Origin of the sequence: Novosphingobium sp. CECT 9465 (assembly GCF_920987055.1) — a bacterium.
GTDB lineage: Bacteria > Pseudomonadota > Alphaproteobacteria > Sphingomonadales > Sphingomonadaceae > Novosphingobium.
This window is the reverse complement of sequence record NZ_CAKLBX010000003.1, coordinates 245,604-264,047: the sequence shown is the minus strand read 5'-3', so window position 1 is coordinate 264,047 and position 18,444 is coordinate 245,604. Positions and strand designations below refer to the sequence as shown.

At 61.8% G+C, this 18,444-nt stretch carries 17 protein-coding genes and 5 pseudogenes; 9 read left to right on the top strand and 13 right to left on the bottom strand.

The window, feature by feature from the left end:
• Positions 1 to 75 precede the first annotated feature (75 nt).
• The gene (locus LUA85_RS20560) at positions 76 to 975 is read right to left on the bottom strand and encodes a FecR domain-containing protein (RefSeq protein ID WP_062347978.1); all 900 of its coding nucleotides are present in this window, start codon (positions 973 to 975) and stop codon (positions 76 to 78) included.
• Complete coding sequence (locus LUA85_RS20555) at positions 972 to 1,547, bottom strand: RNA polymerase sigma factor (protein ID WP_004212904.1); 576 nt, start codon at positions 1,545 to 1,547, stop codon at positions 972 to 974. The genes LUA85_RS20560 and LUA85_RS20555 overlap by 4 nt, the downstream gene beginning before the upstream one ends.
• Positions 1,548 to 1,671: 124 nt before the next feature.
• Between LUA85_RS20555 and LUA85_RS20550 the strand changes: the two genes are divergently transcribed.
• Positions 1,672 to 3,168 (top strand): alkaline phosphatase, encoded by a 1,497-nt coding sequence (locus tag LUA85_RS20550; protein ID WP_037472268.1) that lies wholly within the window; start codon positions 1,672 to 1,674, stop codon positions 3,166 to 3,168.
• 74 nt (positions 3,169 to 3,242) lie between these two features.
• Here LUA85_RS20550 and LUA85_RS20545 read toward each other — a convergent pair.
• A pseudogene (locus LUA85_RS20545) lies at positions 3,243 to 4,676 on the bottom strand (catalase); the annotation flags it as partial.
• Between the two features lie 7 nt (positions 4,677 to 4,683).
• Positions 4,684 to 5,550 (bottom strand): recombinase family protein, encoded by an 867-nt coding sequence (locus LUA85_RS20540; protein WP_004212898.1) that lies wholly within the window; start codon positions 5,548 to 5,550, stop codon positions 4,684 to 4,686.
• Between the two features lie 109 nt (positions 5,551 to 5,659).
• Here LUA85_RS20540 and LUA85_RS20535 point away from each other — a divergent pair, with 109 nt between their 5' ends.
• Complete coding sequence (locus LUA85_RS20535) at positions 5,660 to 5,878, top strand: hypothetical protein (protein ID WP_006953930.1); 219 nt, start codon at positions 5,660 to 5,662, stop codon at positions 5,876 to 5,878.
• Positions 5,872 to 6,534: pseudogene (locus LUA85_RS20530) on the top strand (Tn3 family transposase); the annotation flags it as partial. The gene LUA85_RS20535 and the pseudogene LUA85_RS20530, both read left to right, overlap by 7 nt.
• 29 nt (positions 6,535 to 6,563) lie before the next feature.
• Here the strand turns inward: LUA85_RS20530 and LUA85_RS20525 are convergent.
• Positions 6,564 to 6,689 (bottom strand): annotated as a pseudogene (locus LUA85_RS20525) (peptidase); the annotation flags it as partial.
• 140 nt (positions 6,690 to 6,829) lie between these two features.
• Between LUA85_RS20525 and LUA85_RS20520 the strand changes: the two are divergent.
• Positions 6,830 to 6,994, top strand: coding sequence for a helix-hairpin-helix domain-containing protein (locus LUA85_RS20520; RefSeq protein WP_231472215.1), 165 nt, complete (start codon positions 6,830 to 6,832; stop codon positions 6,992 to 6,994).
• Here LUA85_RS20520 and LUA85_RS20515 read toward each other — a convergent pair.
• Positions 6,991 to 8,142 (bottom strand): annotated as a pseudogene (locus LUA85_RS20515) (Tn3 family transposase); the annotation flags it as partial. The gene LUA85_RS20520 and the pseudogene LUA85_RS20515 sit on opposite strands and share 4 nt — an antisense overlap.
• A 62-nt stretch (positions 8,143 to 8,204) precedes the next feature.
• Between LUA85_RS20515 and LUA85_RS20510 the strand changes: the two are divergent.
• Positions 8,205 to 8,996, top strand: coding sequence for an IS6-like element IS6100 family transposase (locus tag LUA85_RS20510; RefSeq protein ID WP_231472214.1), 792 nt, complete (start codon positions 8,205 to 8,207; stop codon positions 8,994 to 8,996).
• Between the two features lie 27 nt (positions 8,997 to 9,023).
• Here LUA85_RS20510 and LUA85_RS20505 read toward each other — a convergent pair.
• The 4 genes and pseudogenes from LUA85_RS20505 to LUA85_RS20490 form a co-directional block, all read right to left on the bottom strand.
• Positions 9,024 to 9,317, bottom strand: a pseudogene (locus LUA85_RS20505) (IS21 family transposase); the annotation flags it as partial.
• A 159-nt stretch (positions 9,318 to 9,476) separates the two neighbouring features.
• Entirely contained in the window at positions 9,477 to 9,731 is a 255-nt protein-coding gene (locus LUA85_RS20500) for a hypothetical protein (RefSeq protein ID WP_231472213.1), read from the bottom strand.
• A gap of 99 nt (positions 9,732 to 9,830) precedes the next feature.
• Entirely contained in the window at positions 9,831 to 10,814 is a 984-nt protein-coding gene (locus LUA85_RS20495; protein ID WP_231472212.1) for an aldo/keto reductase, read from the bottom strand.
• Between the two features lie 111 nt (positions 10,815 to 10,925).
• The gene (locus LUA85_RS20490; protein ID WP_231472211.1) at positions 10,926 to 11,309 is read right to left on the bottom strand and encodes a DUF2255 family protein; all 384 of its coding nucleotides are present in this window, start codon (positions 11,307 to 11,309) and stop codon (positions 10,926 to 10,928) included.
• A 577-nt stretch (positions 11,310 to 11,886) separates the two neighbouring features.
• Here LUA85_RS20490 and LUA85_RS20485 point away from each other — a divergent pair.
• Both LUA85_RS20485 and LUA85_RS20480 read left to right on the top strand, forming a co-directional pair.
• Complete coding sequence (locus LUA85_RS20485) at positions 11,887 to 12,627, top strand: SDR family oxidoreductase (RefSeq protein ID WP_231472210.1); 741 nt, start codon at positions 11,887 to 11,889, stop codon at positions 12,625 to 12,627.
• Between the two features lie 112 nt (positions 12,628 to 12,739).
• Entirely contained in the window at positions 12,740 to 13,639 is a 900-nt protein-coding gene (locus LUA85_RS20480) for an NmrA family NAD(P)-binding protein (protein ID WP_231472209.1), read from the top strand.
• Positions 13,640 to 13,657: 18 nt separating this feature from the next.
• On the opposite strand, the gene LUA85_RS20475 is transcribed toward LUA85_RS20480, so the two are convergent.
• The 3 genes from LUA85_RS20475 to LUA85_RS20465 form a co-directional block, all read right to left on the bottom strand.
• Positions 13,658 to 14,401, bottom strand: a complete 744-nt coding sequence (locus tag LUA85_RS20475) for an SDR family oxidoreductase (RefSeq protein WP_231472208.1) — start codon at positions 14,399 to 14,401, stop codon at positions 13,658 to 13,660.
• Positions 14,402 to 14,456: 55 nt separating this feature from the next.
• Positions 14,457 to 14,900: a cupin domain-containing protein gene (locus LUA85_RS20470; RefSeq protein WP_231472207.1), complete on the bottom strand. Its 444-nt coding sequence runs from the start codon at positions 14,898 to 14,900 to the stop codon at positions 14,457 to 14,459.
• 201 nt (positions 14,901 to 15,101) lie between these two features.
• A complete protein-coding gene (locus LUA85_RS20465) occupies positions 15,102 to 16,010 on the bottom strand; it encodes a LysR family transcriptional regulator (RefSeq protein ID WP_231472206.1) in 909 nt (302 codons plus the stop codon).
• A 392-nt stretch (positions 16,011 to 16,402) separates the two neighbouring features.
• Here LUA85_RS20465 and LUA85_RS20460 point away from each other — a divergent pair, with 392 nt between their 5' ends.
• Positions 16,403 to 17,425, top strand: a complete 1,023-nt coding sequence (locus tag LUA85_RS20460; protein WP_231472205.1) for an aldo/keto reductase — start codon at positions 16,403 to 16,405, stop codon at positions 17,423 to 17,425.
• A 172-nt stretch (positions 17,426 to 17,597) separates the two neighbouring features.
• Positions 17,598 to 18,299, top strand: a complete 702-nt coding sequence (locus LUA85_RS20455; RefSeq protein ID WP_231472204.1) for an NAD(P)H-dependent oxidoreductase — start codon at positions 17,598 to 17,600, stop codon at positions 18,297 to 18,299.
• Positions 18,300 to 18,444: the final 145 nt, after the last annotated feature.

The following is an 18,444-nucleotide window of genomic DNA, read 5'->3' as shown; positions in this document are numbered from 1 at the left end:
CTCCGATGGAAGCGTCTCTCGGAGGATGGGATGGGTGGGCGCGGCACGACCTCTATCGCAGCTGCAAAAAAATTATCAGCCGGCCGTGAGGGTAATGGCTCCATTTTCGCTGCGCTGCGATCGGATGCCGAACGACGCATGCAATGCGGTCAGCAGATCATTGGGGTTGGTGGTCGTAAAACGCCCCCCCAGCCGAATGCGCGACAGCGCCGGATCGGCGATGACGATCCTGGGGTCGAGATAGCGATTAAATTCGGCCACGACGAAGTCGAGGCTCTCGCCTTCGAACACCAGTTGACCATCTTTCCAGCTGCGCGCCCGGTCCAGCGTTACCGGGTCGGCCGGTCCGATAGCCACGTTCTGGCCGATCACGCGCGCCATCGCCCCTGCTGTAAGCCCATCGCCCCGTACGCTATCGGCCATGCCATTCAGCACGAGAAAGTCGAAGGATTCAGGTTGCTGTCGCGCATTGAAGCTGCCGGTGCCGAGTGTGAATCGTGCGCTTCCTGCCTCCAATGTCAGCTTGCCGCGCAGCGAAGCCGGAACCGTAAGGCCGATCTCGCCACGCTCCAACCAGATGCGGCTGTCCCCCTTGTCGATCCGCCAACTGATCCGCGTGCCTGTATTAAGTTCGATCCGGGTGCCATCGTCCAGCACCAGCGCGCGCCGTTCACCTATCGCCGTTTTGGCATGTTCGCGCGCAGTGGCGCGTACCGCCAGCAGCGCGCCGGCGACCGACGCACCACCGGCCAAGACGCCGGCACGCAACATCCCACGGCGGTTGATGGCGGTGGGCGCCGGTTCGGCCGGACGGTCCTCGACCGCGCGTAGACGCTCCACCTGCTCGAAGGCATGAGCCACCTGGGCAAAGGCGATGGCATGGCGGGGATCGGCCGCACGCCATTGTTCGAAAGCCTGCGGCGTGACCGAGCCTGCATCGAGCGCCGCCAGCCAGCCGGCGGCTTCCTCCATCATTTTCTCTGGTGTCGGTGGCGTTGCCATAAGCGCGAAAACGGGGCCCTTTCTTCCTGCGGTGGCGCTTCCTGCATCGCATAGGCAAGAATGGCCAGCCCTTTGGCAAGATGCTTCTCTACAGTAGAGACCGACAAACCCATCCGCACCGCTATATCGCCCGGCAATAATCCTTCGATCCGCCGCATCTTCACCACCGCGCGCGCCTGTGGCGGCAATTGCTCCATCAGCGCGATCAGCCGTGCCAGCTCCATATTGCCCGATAGCACTGCAAATTGATCCGGCGCGCTATCGGCAATTTCCATCGCTTCCATATCGGCCAGATGCTCGAACCGCACGACGGTGGCGCGACGATGACGTTCATGCGCCAGATTGCGGATGATGGTGAGGACGAAGCTGCGGGGATTGACGATCTCGCGATGATGCGACGCATTGATCGCGCGGGCATAGGCCTCCTGCACCAGATCCTCGGCCTCGGCCGTGGGGACCAGCCGAGCCGCCTGCCGCCGGAAAGCGACCCGGTGCGGCAATATCTCATCAATGAACCAGCGGTCTACATCCCTCAACCAGGTCACGGCGGCTTCCCCCTTCAGATGAGCGGGGCGGTTAGTCAGTCGGCATGACAATATCGGGACAATATCCACATTCGTCGGGGGTCGCTGTCGCATTACTGTCAAACGCCGCCGATAGGGCCGCCCGATGCAAGCCTCTCCCTGGCATCGCCGCGCCGTGCTGGGCGCCATGGTCGCGCTTGGCGCCACGCCGCTCCGGGTGCTCGCCGCACCCTTCACTGCGCAGGCCGACCCCTTTGCGCTCGGCGTCGCCAGCGGCGATCCATCCCGCGACGGCTTCGTTTTGTGGACGCGCCTCGTCGGCCCCGACGCCCACCCTCTTCGGGCCGGATCGATCCCGGTCCGTTACGAGGTCGCCGAGGATGAAGGATTTCGCAACATCGTCCGGACCGGCGCATTGAACGCGCATCCCGAGGCGGCGCACAGCATCCATCTCGAACTGACCGGACTACGACCGGGGCGCCCCTATCATTATCGCTTCCATGCGCTTGGCGCGACCAGCCCGGTCGGGCGTACCGCAACCGTGCCGGACCGCACCAACCGGTTGCGGCTGGCGCTCACATCCTGCCAGCATTGGGAATTGGGATGGTTCGGCGCCTATCGCGACATGCTGGCGGGCGATCCCGACCTGATCGTGCAGGTCGGCGACTATATTTACGAAACATCCTATCCCGACCAGCCCAAGGTCCGCGATTTCGGCGCGCCCGAACCACGCGATCTGGATGGGTACCGCGCCCGCTACGCCCTCTATCGCACCGATCCGGATTTGCAGGAAGCGCACCGGCGCGTGCCCTGGCTCGTCACATGGGACGATCATGAGGTGCTGAACGATTATGCCGCGCTCGCCAATCGAGAGGGGCTACCTCCCGAAATTTTCGCGGCGCGGCGAGCGGCGGCCTATCAGGCCTATTTCGAACATATGCCGATCCGCCCCAGCCTGTGGCGCTCCATGGCCAGCCCGCGCCTCTATCGTGGGGTGGACTGGGGCGAACTGGCATCGCTTTCCATGCTCGACACGCGCCAATTCCGGTCCAACCCGCCATGCGCGGCGCCGTCGGTAGCCCGCAACGTCCGGCTCGATCATTGCGCCGAACGGTTGGCGCCCGATCGGACCATGCTGGGACAGGCGCAGGAGGCATGGCTGGCTCAGCGCCTTTCCCAAGAGCGGCGCCCTTGGACTTTATTGGCGCAGGGCGTGTTTTTTGCGCCGCTGGCGCTCGATGGCGGGGGTGACGCTGTCTATAGCGACCAGTGGGACGGCTATGTCGCAGGCCGCTCACGGCTGCTGGATCAGCTCGCCCGCCCCAATGTCCGCAATCCCCTAATTCTAAGCGGCGACGTCCACAGTTTTTGGCTGAATGATCTGCATCGGGCGGATGGCACCCCGCCAGTGGCGACCGAAATCGTCACCTCCGCCCTTGCTGCCCAATCGCCGCCAGCCGGCCGCTTCGGCGAGGTTCGCGCAAATAACCCCCACATCCGCTTTCATGACCTGAACCATAGCGGCTACGTCCGCATCGAGATCGAACCGACGCGACTAGTGGCACAATTTCGTGCACTGAATCTGAAATCGGCCCGGGCAAAGCCCAAGATCCTGCAACAGGTGGAACAGGATATCAGGTAGGCGACAACTGCATTTAGCCCGGCTAAAAGACATGAGCGACCAGGCGTTAAACTGATCGCTCATCATGTCTTCTCTCAAGCCAGCATACGCAGCGATGGTTCGCGGTCATAGAAGCGGAGAGCCGCCGCCTTGACGAACGCTGCATCGACCCCCGTGACGCCCGCGTCGGGCACCACGCCGGCCTTGTCGAGCAAGGGCTGCGCTGTCTCATTCGCGCCAATCGCCTTGAGATGGCCAAAGGCGTTCATCACAAATTCGACCGCCGCGCCTTCGTTCAGCAGCGTCGCGCAGCCCTCCTGCGACACTATGATCGCCACGGCATCGAAAATCTGACTCGGCGATCCTGCCAGCTGACCATCGGCCTTCTGCTGCTTGCCGTTGGAGAGCTTTGCGCCACCGACTTTGGGCGCGACGATCACAGCCTTGCCCTTGGCTTTTTCTACTGCCGTGACGATTGCTGCCAGTTCGTCCGCATCGCTGCCGTCCGCGATCAGAATGCCGACTTTGCGCCCCTCAAGCGTCGCCAGCATATTCTTATGGATCGAAAGTGCGTCTGAAGGCGGCATGTCGATCGGCTCCTTGGCGGCGGGCGTCTTTTTCGGCAGATCGATCGCTAAGCCGTCCGCAACCCGGCTCGCCAGGTCTTCGTCCACATTGCGTAGATTGGCCACCATCCGGCCGGGCACCTGATCGAGCTGTGCCACCTTCGAGAGTTCGAACACGAAGGACGAGGCGATATGGGCTTGTTCACTGATCGTCTGTGAACGGTAGAATAAACGCGCCTGACTGTAATGATCGGCGAAGGTTTCCGCCCGCACGCGCAGCTTGTCGCCGCTCTCTTCAGGGCCAGTGGCGGCGTTTGCCGTTACAAAGCCGACGTCCGGGCTTTCGCGCGGTCCACCTTCCTCGCCATGCGCCGCCAGGCTGTTGGGTTCATAATTGGCACGGCCCTTGGGCACCATCGTCTGCATTTTTCCGTCCCGCTGGAAATTGCCGAACGGACAGCGCGGTGCGTTTACCGGGATCTGATGGAAGTTGGTGGTGCCGAGACGTGAATTTTGCGTATCCAGATAGGAGAAGAGCCGGCCCTGAAGCAGCGGATCATTCGAAAAATCGATGCCTGGCGGAACATTCGAGGGCAGGAATGCGACCTGCTCGGTTTCGGCGAAGAAATTGTCGACATTGCGGTTGAGCGTCAGTGTGCCGATCAGGCGCACGGGCACATCCTCTTCCGGGATGAGCTTGGTCGCGTCGAGCACGTCATAGGGTTGCGCCTCGGCAAACGCCTCGTCGAACAATTGGATACCCAGATCCCATTGCGGGAAATCGCCGGCGTCGATCGCCTCGAACAGGTCGCGGCGCTGATAGTCATTGTCCGCCGCCTGGAGCTTCAGCGCTTCGTCCCAAATGGTAGACTGAATCCCAAGTCGGGGCTTCCAGTGGAACTTGGCCCAGTCGGCCCGAAGCTGCGATTTTGGCCAGGTTGAAGAACGAACACTGAACGCTTGATTGATTCTACCAGGACCGTTGCTGACCACCGACCTCGTAGATATCGGCTTCCATGGAGCAATTGTAGCTCTCTGCGATGTTGAACATCTCGGAGAGGAGGCTTTGGATTTCCTCATCAAGGGAAATGCCATCCGGATCGGGGTCATAGGCGACGGTCAGTTTGTAATCACAATTGCCGTTTTTTACCATGGCGTAGTCGCGTTCCAGCATCGCCTCAATCCGCTCCCGAGCGGGTTTTCTACCTCTTCCACGCTTGTTGAAGTTCTCGATAATCAGATGCAGGGCGATGCTGGCAGTGGGCGGCTTTTCCGGCAGTTTGGTCTTTGACGGAATAATGTCGAGCGCCCGATAGACGGTCATTCGTGAGACCTTCAGGTCGCGGGCAACGCGGGCCTTGCTGGCGCCGGCGGCAAGGCGACGGCGGATTTCATCGTCATCGACGTTCTTCTTCCGGCCTTTGTAAACGCCTTCGGCGCGCGCCGCTTCGATCCCGGCGCGCTGACGATCCTTGATGAACTTCAGCTCCATATCGGCGACCATGCCGAGTATGGTGATGACCATTCGCCCCATGTCGCCCGCCGTCGTCACCTCTGGCTCAAGGATGCGCAGCGAAGCTCCCTTTTCATCAAGCTCATGCACCAGGTTCAGGACATCGCGCGTGGAGCGGCCGAGCCGGTCGAGCCGCAGCACGACCAGCTCGTCGCCGGTGTGCATAAACTGCATGATCGTTTCCAGTTCCGTGCGCCCGCTCCGCGAGGCCCCCGATCCGGTCTCGGAACGGATAATTTCGCAACCTGCATTCTTGAGGCGGCCAATCTGGATATCCAGATCCTGGTCCGTGGTGCTGACGCGGGCATATCCGATACGAGCCAAGTGCAAAATCCGTCACATTAGGGTGGCTCTTGCAGTGTATCGTCACATTGAGCGCAAACCCACCCTTTTGTGACAGACGAATGGTGTCACTCGGCCCTATCACTCTGGGGTGTACCCAAATGTTATAGGCCGATCAGCCGCCTCACGCTGCAAGCCGTCCAAAATCAATCCGGTCGTTCAGGTCGAGGTCGAAGCGGCCATAAAGGTAGCCGACTGGCTCAAATATATCGAAAATGGCGCGGCAAAATCGGGCACCGCCGATCCGATGGGCACCTATGACTTTACATGGATGTGGGAAGAACTGGGGCTTAGCGACCTCCGGCGGTAACGGCCATCATACGGTTCTTGAAATGTTCTCGCTTAGCGTTGTCTGGCGTACCTTCCACGCGATGCCCTCTCCCTCAGAAAAGACTCTATGCCTTCACGCCCAACGCGACGCCGGCCAATGTGCGAGCGCTGGTCGGAGGTAAGATCAATGAACCGCTCATCGAGCGCAACTGGCCCGACATCCTGCGCATCATGGCGACGATCGCAGCGGGGATCGTCGCCCCCAGCCAGATTCTTCGCAAGCTCGCCTCTTACCCGCGCCAGAATGAGCTGGCCCTCGCATTGCGAGAGGTGGGCCGCATCGAGCGAACCCTGTTCATGATCGACTGGATTCTTGATGCCGGCCTCCAGCGCCAGGCTCAGATCGGCCTCAACAAGGGTGAGGCCCACCACGCCCTAAAGCGCGCCATCAGCTTCCACCGCCGAGGTGAAATCCGGGATCGATCCGGCGAAGGCCAGCACTATCGCATCGCCGGAATGAACCTGCTCGCCGCCATCATCATATTCTGGAACACCATGAAGCTCGGCGAGGTCGTCAATACCCGGGCCGCCAGCGGTACCCATATCGCGCCTGATCTACTCGCCCACGTCTCGCCGTTGGGATGGGAACACATCAATCTAACCGGGGAATATCGCTGGCCCAAATCCTTAGCGTAGGATTCCGCCCCCTCCCGCAAACGCCCCCTTATGGCGTCGTCCTGCCAGTCTTGGGCAGGGCTTGGAAAGCCGGCTCCTGCTGCACCAACGATCCGGAGAATGGTCCCCTGCGGCACGTCGGCAAGCGGGACCGGCTGCATCAGAGGCAGCATCAGAGATTCCCTTCACCCTCCATTGTAACACTCGCGCGAACGAAAGGGGAACAGGAGAGTTGAACCATTCGCCGCAACGAGGGGGACGGTTCCTCTTGCGACCGTCGCGGCAGATGGCACGATGCGCGTTCAAGGAGATCACGATGCCCGCCACCAACGTCAATACCGCCAGCGCCGCAGAACTCGACGCTGTTCCGGGTCTCAATGGGCATGGCCCGGAGATCGTGCGCTACCGCGAGGAGCGCGGCGGCTTCAGCGATTTGCGCCAACTGGGGTCGGTTCCGGCTGAGGGCGGAATGACACCCTAAGCGCCGGCGTCCTTGGGCCAAAGGTACTCGCCAGTGAGGAGGATGTGTGCCCATCCGAGCGGCGAAATATGGGCGAGAAGATGGTCGGGGGTATCGAGCCCTTCGCGGCGCCGGGCCTCAACGGCATGGCCAAGGTGCAGGGTGTTCCAGTAGACGATGATGGCGGTGAGCAGGTTGAGGCCGGCGATCCGGTAATGCTGACCCTCCGTCGTGCGGTCGCGGATTTCGCCCTGACGGCCGATGCGCAGGGCATTTTTCAGCGCATGATGTGCCTCGCCTTTGTTGAGGCCGACCTGTGCACGGCGCTGCATGCCGACGTCGAGTATCCATTCGATGATGAACAGCGTCCGCTCGATCCGGCCCACCTCGCGCAGCGCGGAGGCAAGATCGTTCTGGCGCGGATAGGAGGCGAGCTTGCGCAAGATGCTGCTCGGCGCGACCTGTCCAGCGCTCATGGTGGCGGCGCAGCGGAACAGATCGGGCCAGTTGGAAACGATCAGCGCCTCACGCGCCTTGCCGCCCACCAGCGGGCGCAATTCGCTCGGCGTCGCGGCAGGGTCGAACACGTACAGTCGTTTGGATGGGAGGTCGCGGATGCGCAGTACAAGGCGGCAGCCGAGCATCGCGCTGATCCCGAACAGATGATCGGTGAACCCGCCAGTGTCGGCGTACTGCTCTTCGATCCGTCGCCCTGCCTCATTCATCGTCAGCCCGTCGAGTAGATAAGGTGCTTCGCTGACCGTGGCTGGAATGGTCCGCGATGCAAACGGCGCGAAGCGGTCGTTGACGTGGGTATAGGCCTTGATGCCGGGATCGTTGCCGTAGCGGGCGTTGATCGTATTCATCGCTTCGCCCTGCCGTGCGGCGGGGAAGAACTGGCCATCGGCCGATGCGGATCTGCCCATACCCCAGACCTGGGCCATCGGCAGCGCCCCTTGCGCCGCGACCACGTTGGCCAGCGCCTGGTCGATCGCCTCGCTTTCGACGTGCCAGCGAGCGAGACGGGAGAGTTGCCAATAGTCGTGAGTGTTGGAAGCCTCTGCCATCTTACGCAGACCCAAATTCAGGCCCTCGGCAAGCAGGACGTTGAGCAGGCCGATTCGGTCGCCGCATGGCACGCCGGTGCGCAGATGCGTGAAGGCATCAGTGGGCTCTGTTGCAAAAATCGTGAAGCTTGAGCATGCTTGGCGGAGATTGGACGGACGGAACGATGACGGATTTCAAGTGGCGCCATTTCCAGGGTGATGTGATCCTGTGGGCGGTGCGCTGGTATTGTCGCTATCCGATCAGCTATCGCGACCTTGAGGAAATGCTGGCGGAACGCGGCATTTCGGTCGACCATACGACGATCTATCGCTGGGTCCAGTGCTACGCCCCGGAGATGGAGAAGCGGCTGCGCTGGTTCTGGCGGCGTGGCTTTGATCCGAGCTGGCGCCTGGATGAAACCTACGTCAAGGTGCGGGGCAAGTGGACCTACCTGTACCGGGCAGTCGACAAGCGGGGCGACACGATCGATTTCTACCTGTCGCCGACCCGCAGCGCCAAGGCAGCGAAGCGGTTCCTGGGCAAGGCCCTGCGAGGCCTGAAGCACTGGGAAAAGCCTGCCACGCTCAATACCGACAAAGCGCCGAGCTATGGTGCAGCGATCACCGAATTGAAGCGCGAAGGAAAGCTGGACCGGGAGACGGCCCACCGGCAGGTGAAGTATCTCAATAACGTGATCGAGGCCGATCACGGAAAGCTCAAGATACTGATCAAGCCGGTGCGCGGTTTCAAATCGATCCCCACGGCCTATGCCACGATCAAGGGATTCGAAGTCATGCGAGCCCTGCGCAAAGGACAGGCTCGCCCCTGGTGCCTGCAGCCCGGCATCAGGGGCGAGGTGCGCCTTGTGGAGAGAGCTTTTGGCATTGGGCCCTCGGCGCTGACGGAGGCCATGGCATGCTCAACCACCATTTCGCAGCAGCCGCCTGATCGGCGCAGAGCGACAGCCTACCTCTGACTGCCGCCAATCTTTGCAACAGAGCCCTTCCTGGCCCCGCCGTTCCCGCTCCCGAATGTAGTCCTTGATGATCGTGTAGCCGCCGGTGAACCCGCATTCGTCACGCAGCCGGTCGAACACCCGCTTCGCGGTGTGCCGCTGCTTCCGCGGCATGGAGCGATCCGCCTCAAGCCAGCCCTCAATGATCGGGATAAAGGGATCAAGCTTCGGCCGCCTGACCTCGGCCGTCCGCCGGTAGCCCGGTGGCACCGAGAACGTCATCATCTTCGCAACCGTATCACGGGAGATGTTGAAGGCCTTCGCCGCCTGACGCTGGCTCATGCCCGCCGCGCAGGCCTGGCGAACCCTGAGATATAGTTCCACGCTGAAAATCCTCCCGCCCTCCCTGCTGTCGCAGAAAGGGAAAAGGTGGACGACTTTTACGCCGCCCGCAGCAGCTCCATGCCGCCGCTTCCGTGGCCTAATTTCTCACCGCCGTTCTCACTGTCCCGTGGAATGAACATGCCAGGCCGACCGGGCTCCCGGCACGAAGGTGACATGGCCGCCGATAGCCCGCTTGTTTTCATCGACGTCGAAGAGCATGTCCACCAACACATTGCCGGTGAAGTTTTCAGTCGGACCAATCCTGCTGGCGCGCGAACCGTTCGGAGAGATCGTCATAGTCTCCTCCCCGGAGGCGGGTACGGCCCCCATGAGGGCGAGCGGTAATGCCGTTGCGAGTATCGTCTTCTTCATGATTTCCCTTTCTGGTGCTGATTTCGGTTGGCCCAGCGTGATCCGGCGGCCTGCCATTCGTTTCTCGCTATTGCCGCTTGGCGTCCGTAGACCGCTTCGCTAGAGCCCCGACCGGCGCAGTATTGCTTCCGGGTAACGAGCGCCCTGGATAACGATGTTGGCCTGCTTGATCTCGTCGAGATCGGCCTGATCCAGCGTGACGTTCAGCGCGCCGATATTCTCCTCGAACCGTTCGAGCTTGCGGGTGCCGAATAGGGGTACGATCCAGGGCTTTTGCGCCAGCAGCCAGGCAAGCGCCACCTGCGCCGGCGTCGCGGCGTGTTTCTCGCCGATCTTGCGGATCAGATCGACGAGCTTCTGGTTGGCGGCACGCGCCTCTTCGGCGAAGCGCGGCGTTTCCGCCCTGATGTCCGAGCTGTCGAACTTGGTGTTGACGTCGATCTTGCCGGTGAGGAATCCCTTGCCAAGCGGGCTGTAAGGCACGAGCCCGATGCCGAGCTCCTCGATCGTCGGAATGATTTCGGCCTCGGGCTCGCGGGTCCACAAGGAATATTCGCTCTGCAGCGCCGCAACCGGCTGCACTGCATGCGCCCGCCGGATGGACTGCGCCCCCGCCTCGGACATGCCGAACCACAGGACCTTGCCCTCAGCGATCAGGTCCTTCACCGTGCCGGCGACGTCTTCCACGGGCACTTCGGGATCGACCCGATGCTGGTAGTAGAGATCGATATGATCGGTCCTGAGGCGCTTGAGACTGCCTTCGATCGCACGGCGGATCTGTGCCGGCTTGCTGTTGACCCCGCCGCGATGCTCGCCGGTCTCCTGATCGATGTCCCAGCCGAACTTCGTCGCAATCTTCACCTTGTCTCGCACCGGGGCGAGCGCTTCGCCGACCATCTCCTCGTTAGTCCAGGGGCCGTAAACCTCGGCGGTATCGAAGAAATCCATCCCGCGGTCGGTGGCGGTGCGAAGAAGGGCGATCACCTCCGCCCGGTCGGGAAGCTCGCGGGCTTTGCCATAGCCCATCGCTCCCAAGGACAAGGCAGAGACTTCCAATCCCTGACCCAGTTTGCGCTTGATCATGTTGCGTCTCCTTTTTGAGGTTTGTCTTGGCGGCCATGAATCGATCGACCGTCCGCCGATGCGCCACGGTCTCAGGCCGCCCCGTGCGTCGAGCCCCGATACGATCCCCTATCAGGAACTTGACTCGCGCGGGGCGATCCTCACGGTTGCCGCGCGCGCTCGGTCGCTGATCATGGGTGTCAGATACGGGCTCTTGCCGTACTTTGCGCGGTAAGCCTCGTCGATGCGGTCGTTGATTGGTCCCTCGACCGGCTCGAACGCGACCTCACGGGTCATGCCCGCCGCAATGATCCGCCCGGCCTTCTGGCGAAGCGCGGCCTGATACCAGCGGGAGTTTCGGCCGTTGTAGCCGCGCACATAGAGCGAGCCCTCGACCACGACCTCCCAGATCCAAGTCGGGGTCCCATAGGTGGCGCCGTCCTCGCGGAATGGCGCGATCTTCAGATCATCGGCTTGATCGATCTTCGTAAGTTCGTCCTTTGTCCAACTCATCATCGTCTCTCTTCAATAGCCGACCGGTTCGACCCTTGGCCTTGATCGGGCTAAGCCGGGCGAATATCTCCGCACTGGCGTCGATGACCTCCAGGCTGATCAGTCCAGTGAGTACCGGGAGGACTACCGGCTCCTTGATATTCGTCTCCAGCCAATCGGCAGACACGCCGTAGAGCGGCTGGAATGGCGCAGGGGCAGGCAGATGCCGTTCGAGCTGTCGTTGTTGCACGCTGGATGGAATATAGCGCGCGTGCAGCGTCCCGATTAGCCGAGACGATTTGCATGAACCTATGATTCAGACTCATCAATCAAAATATAGCCGGATGATGAGAAGCGCGCGCCTGTCATTCACATCGCGGTCGGCAGACCCGTTGCAGCATGACAGAATTTCGGCTAAAAAGTTCCAGTCGAAAGAGTGCTGACCGGATGGTAGCCCGGTCGCCGTTCCACAGAATGGCAACTCGACCCGCAGGGGTAACCGCGACACCTGGACCGGCTTGCCGGTCGTAAAGGTGTGTCCGCTGGTAACCTCATGTCATCGTCGGCGCACCTTCTCAGTTCATAAGAAGGAAGCACGACATTGAATCTCACAGGAAACACGATTCTCATCACCGGGGGCGCAACCGGCATCGGTCTGGCGCTGGCGAAGCGCCTCGTTCGGCAAGGCAATCAGGTCATCGTCTGCGGCAGGAACGAGGCTTCTCTCGACAAGGCCCGGCAGGAGGCGCCCGAGCTGATCACCCGCGTCTGCGATGTCGCCGATACCGGCAGCCGCCGGTCGATGGTCGAATGGCTGAAAGCGAACCATCCGGCCCTGAACGTCGTCATTAACAATGCCGGTGTCCAGCATCACCGCGATTTCACCAACGATCCTGGAATCGACACGCTCGACCAGGAAGTGGCGATCAATCTCACGGCGCCGATCCACCTGATCGCGGAGCTGTTGCCGACGCTGCGGCAGCAGGCGCAGGCTTTCATCATCAATGTCAGTTCGGGCCTAGCGTTCTCGCCAATGGCGGATGTTCCTGTCTATTGCGCCACGAAGGCCGCCATCCATTCCTTCACGCTCAGTCTGCGGCACCAGTTGAAGCCGACCGGAATCCGGGTGATCGAGATCGCCCCGCCGATCGTCGATACCGGCCTTGGCGGCGACACGCGCAGCGAAGGAACGGTCAACAACATGATGGTCACGCCGGACGAGTTCGCCACCGAGGCGCTTGCCCAGCTCGAAGCCGACAAGGATGAAGTGCTCATGGGGGTCTCGGCAAAAACGCGCGAGCTCGGCGAAGCCATGTTCGAGCGGATGAACAATCGCTCCTGACCTGTCACGTGGCGCGGCACGCGTCTATCCGGCACGCCGCGTCGCCGAGAATGTCCCGGCCGAGATGCCCTCGGTCGGGAAACTGGAAAGGCAGTTCTGGAGGGCTCATCACATGAAAATCCTGGCAATTGGCGCTGCGGGAGAGCTGGCCGGTCTGGTCATCCCCGCGCTTACAGAACGCGGCGCACAGGTGCGCGGCTTCGTCCGCAAGGCGGAACAGCTCCAGATCGCGAAGGACCGCGGCGCCCGCGAGGTCGCCGTCGGCGATCTTGCTGACCCCGCCAGCCTCGATGCGGCGCTTGAAGGCGTGGACGGCGTCTTCCACATCGGACCCGTCTTCGCGCCGGATGAGGTGCAATACGGCAGGAATATCATTCAGGCGGCAGAGCGCTCCGGTGTGCGCAAGTTCGTGTTCTCGTCGGTGATCCATCCGATCCTCAACCTGCCCAACCATGCCGCCAAGGCGCCGGTCGAGGCGGCGTTGATCGGCTCGAACCTCGAATACACCATCCTTCATCCGACGGTGCTGTTTCAGAACTATGCCGCGTCATGGAGCGGGATCATCGAGTCGAGCGTGCTGGGCGAACCCTGGTCCGCCGACACGCGCTTCAGCCGGATCGACTATCGCGACGTCGCCGAGGCGGCCGCGATCGCATTCACCGAAGATCGCCTGGCCTATGGGACGTTCGAACTTTGCGCTCCCGGCATCATGAACCGCCATGACGTGGCCGCGCTCCTCGGCGAGGTTCTCGGGAGAAAGATCGGCTGCGCGACGCTCGATCGCGCCAGACTGGGAAACGTGCCCAAGGACATGATCGCGATGTTCGAGCACTACGATCATCACGGCCTGCTGGGGAACTCGCTCACCCTTACTGCCATCCTCGGACGGGAACCGCGGACATTGCGAGCATATTTTGAGGAGCTGAACTCCGACGCTGCGGAATGCGGCAGAATCAATCCCTGGCAATCGGAAAGATCCGCCGGTTCGAGCGGACCTTTATCCGAGACATAGATTCGGTGGAACGCCGGGCTACCAGGGCTGGCTTGCGGGGCCGACGGTAAACTCGTTGATCGTGGTGTCCTCCGGCGCATCGATCGCGAAGGATACGACATCGGCGATGCGGTCGGGCGCAATCCCGTGCTTGTCGTAGAGCTGCTTCATCGCCTCTGCGGACCCCTTGTCAGAAATCGAGTTCAGCAACTCGGTATTGATCGCGGCCGGATAGATGGTTGTCGTGCGGATGTTGGTGCCTTCTATGGCGGATTCGATGCGCAGCACCTCCATGAAGTCGCGCACGAACCACTTGGTCCCGCCATAGACCGCGCTGCCCGGATAGGCCTTGAGCCCGGCGACCGATGACGTCGCCAGCACATGCCCGGATTTCTGTGCGATGAAGGTCGGAAGCACGGCCGCGACGCCGTTGAGGACGCCCTTGATGTTGATATCGACCGTCTCGTGCCAGTCATCGGTCTTGAGCGCCGAGAGTGGTGCTGTCGGCATGATGCCGGCGTTGAGGAAGATCGCGTCGATCCTGCCGAATTTCTCCTTGGCGAGTTTTGCAATCTCTTCGCTGTCGGCCGGCTTGGTCACATCCAGAATGCTATAGACAGCTTGCCCGCCGGCCTTTTCGATCTCGCCCGCAAGCTCTTCGAGCCGATCACGACGCCTTGCTCCCAGAACGACCTTGGCCCCCTTGGCGGCGAGCTGCTTCGCTGTCGCCGCGCCAATTCCGGAGGATGCGCCGGTGATGATGACGACCTTGTCCTTGATCATCCGTTTTTCTTTCCCTTGTTTTCCGAGGTGAGGGCTGCGATCGTCGATTCCGAAATCACGCACCCACGGCCTTTGCATCGGCGTCAGAGTTTGGCCGAGACCAGGCGCCGCTGTACTGCTCGTCGGTTACATGCTCCAACCAGTCGACGTTCTTGCCGTCGACGTTTTCCTGCAATGCGATATGGCTCATCGCCGAATCCGGGGCAGCCCCGTGCCAGTGCTTCTCGCCGGGCTCGAAGAAGACGACGTCGCCTTCATTGATCTCCTCGATCGGACCGCCCCAGCGTTGCACTCGGCCTTTTCCTGCGGTGACGATGATGACCTGGCCGACCGGATGGGTATGCCATGCAGTGCGTGCGCCCGGCTGAAAACGGGGGTGCCCACCGGTCATGCGCGACGGCTCGTTCTGCGGGAAAAGCGGCTGCACCGACACCGAGCCGGTGAACCAGTCGGCCGGCCCCGAAAATGGCGCCTGCGAGCCCTTGCGATAGAATTTCATGATCTGCTCCTTATCCGGGGATCGAAGAAGCCCCGTTTCAGTCCAAAAATATCCCTCCGATATGAAGTGCGCTACCGGCGTTCATGTTCATGAGGTCGTGAGCAGAGCTCAGTAATGGGCCTTCGGCGTCGCAATTTCGCCAGCCAAGCGTAGAACGTCGCCAGCTTTTCCGTGTGACTGCACCTTCGACTTGCATTGAATTCATAACCCCATCGGCCGCAGCTCGCGAATGAGGTCGATCAGCAGTCGTAGTCCCGTCGGCACCTGACGGCGGCTTGAATAGTAGATGTGGAAACCATCGCCCATCGATATCCAGTCCGTCAGCACCAGCCGCAGCCGGCCGTCGGCGACATAAGGTGCCACGAGCGGTTCGGGAAAATACATGAGGCCGACGCCACCGAGGACGGCGATCAATCCTGTCTCCGCCAGGTCCACGGTGATCGACGTCGGGACGGCAACCTGCATCTCCTCGCCGTCGCGCTCGAGTTCCCATCGGTAGACCCGATCGTCGCCGAGCCGGTTGCTGATGCATCGGTGCTGAAGCAGATCATTGGGGTGCTCCGGAACCCCGAACCGTTCGAGATAGTCCGGCGATCCCGCCACCACCCAGCGAACATCGCACGACAGCCTCTGGGCGATCATGTCCTCCGGGACCGTGCCGCCATAGCGAATGCCGGCGTCGAACCCCGCATCCGTCACATCGACCATGCGATTGCTGGCGACGATATCGAGCTCGACGTCCGGGTAGCGCTCGACAAAGGTCGGAAGCACCGGGGCGAGCAGCAAATTGGCCGCTTCGACGGCGACGTTCAGGCGGATGCGGCCCGTTGGCGCATCGCGAAAGCGGTTCAGCGTCTCCATCGCGGTGTCGATGACCTCGAACGGCTCGCCGATCGCCGCGGCAAGCGCCTCGCCGGCGGCCGTGAGCGTGACGCTCTTGGTCGTCCGGTTCAGCAGCCGGACGCCAAGCCGGCCCTCCAGCCCTTTCAGCGCATGGCTCAGGGCGGACGCGCTCACCCCGATTTCGATCGCGGCGCGGCTGAAGCTGCGATGCCTGGCGATGGCCAGAAAATAGGTCAGGTCCGCAATATCGGCGCGATTGGTTTGCATACTACGCTCTTTCGTCAGTGCCACTCATAATTTTCGTTCCCCACCTCGAATTCCCTCTACACGATGCCCGAAGGAGCGAAGACGTGCTCCGTTTCAGCGTGCCGCGCTCATGCGGTGCAGGCCCGCTCCGCTTCGGCTTCCGGCGGATGCCATGTCCGGCGGTCAGATACCGCCCGGATCGCGAAACCACCTGTCGACGCACCGGATCGCTTCGCTCATTTCAGCACGAAACACTGCTGAATTGCTCTCACAGGACCATGCAACAGAGCCCGGTAACGCAAGCGCCGATTCCGGTTTAGGGTCCGCTTCCGAGAAAGGCCTCGGTCAATCCATACAATTTCGTGTCGGCCAGCGATGGTCAGCCAGATAATTTACAGCATCCGACGCGGCACATGAAACGTCTCTTCAAGAATGACGAAAGGAAAAAAGGTATGCAATACGCTCATCTTGGTCGCTCGGGCCTGAAGGTAAGCCGCCTGTGCCTTGGCACAATGAACTTCGGCGAGTTGACCGACGAGCCGGCCAGCTTCCAGGTTCTGGATGCGGCCGTCGGGGCCGGCATCAACTTCGTCGATACCGCCGACGTCTATGGCGGCCTGCAGTCTCCCGATATGGAAAAGGGTTTTGGCCTTTCCGAGGAGATCATCGGGCGGTGGATGGCTGAGCGCGGCAGCCGCAACGACATCGTGCTCGCGACGAAGGTGTATCAGCCGATGGGCCTTGGGCCGAACGATCGCCGGCTGTCGGCACTGCATATCCGGCGTGCCTGCGAGGACAGCCTGCGGCGTCTGAAGACCGATCACATCGATCTTTACCAGATGCACCACATCGACCGCTTCACGCCCTGGGAAGAGATCTGGCAGGCGATGGAGCTTCTGGTCAGCCAGGGAAAGGTCATCTACGTCGGCAGCTGCAATTTCGCGGGATGGGACATCGCCACCGCGCAGGGCGCGGCGAGCCAGCGCAATTTCATGGGGCTCGCGGCCGAGCAGAGCCTCTACAATCTCGCGGCCCGGACCGTCGAGCTTGAGGTGATCCCGGCGTGCCGCCACCATGGCCTCGGCCTCATTCCCTGGAGCCCGCTCGGCGGTGGCCTCCTGGGCGGCGTGCTGAAGAAGGCGGCGGGACGCCGGGCGCGTCCGGCGATGCAGGAAAAGATCGCGCGCTATCGCCCGCAACTGGAGGCGTATGAGGGGCTTTGCGAGGATCTCGGCGAGCGTCCGGCCGACGTCGCGCTGGCGTGGCTGCTTCACAATCCTGTCGTGACCGCGCCGCTCGTCGGACCTCGCACGGTCGAACAGCTCACCCAGACCCTGCGCGCGGCGGACATCTCGCTGTCCGACGATGCGATGCGCTGCCTCGACGAGATCTGGTCCGGGCCTGGAGGAGAAGCGCCGCAGGCCTACGCCTGGTAACGTCTCACCGGCAATCAAGCCCGCGCTGGCCATAATGTTGGAAGAAGAACGCCGCCAAATGGTTTCGCTTGTTCGACATCGTGGCGGTGCGGGCTTTTGTTTTTCCATTGATGAATGAGAGCGAAGAGATTTGGCGGGCCGGCTCGGTCTTATGAGCGCTCCTCAAAGGTCCATGCAGCATTCCAAGGGTAACCGTGGCGCCTCCAGCGCACTAAATTCTTTCAATGGAGACGTGAACAACAAAGGTGGTGGTGCCATGAATCGACGCGATTTTCTGAAAGCCGAACTGGTTCTGGCAGCGACACTTGGCAGCGGTTTGCTCACCGCCGGCCCCGCGCAGGCACAGACGACCGGCAAGCCGCACAGGGCGCGTGTCAGGACACTCCTGATCGCTTCCCACCCGTACCCCGAACGGTCGGTCATGATCAAGGGATTGCAGCAGGCGGCCGAGAGCGTCGACGGCGTGACCGTGCGCAATCTGGAAACCATCTACGGTTTCGACACCCGGGCCATCGACGGACAAAACGAACGCGAAATCACCCGGCAGCATGACCGGATCGTGTTTTTGTTCCCGACCCACTGGTTCAACATCACGCCGATGATGAAAGCCTATCTGAACGACGTATGGGGCAGCGTCGGTCCGGGCTTGTGGCAGGGCAAGGAAATGCTCGTGGTTACCACCGCGGGCGGCGGAGCCTCGACATACGGCCCGTCGGGCCGGATCGGCATCGATCTGGCCGACGTCTTTTGGCCGATGAAAGCCAGCGCTCTGCATGCCGGCATGACCTATCTGCCGCCATTGGTGTTTCAGGCGGTCACGGCGTCGGACCTGCCCCAATATCAACAGCGGTTGATCGAGCGGCTTCAAAGTTGAGGCGGCGCTCCGATCGCCACCGCTTGAGATGCGCTCAAAGCCATTGAAGAACAGGAGACCCGGAATGACGGATACCCCCGAAATAAACGATTCAACGCCCGTTCGCGGCGTCACGAGCCGCCGCACTGTACTTGGCGCGGGCCTC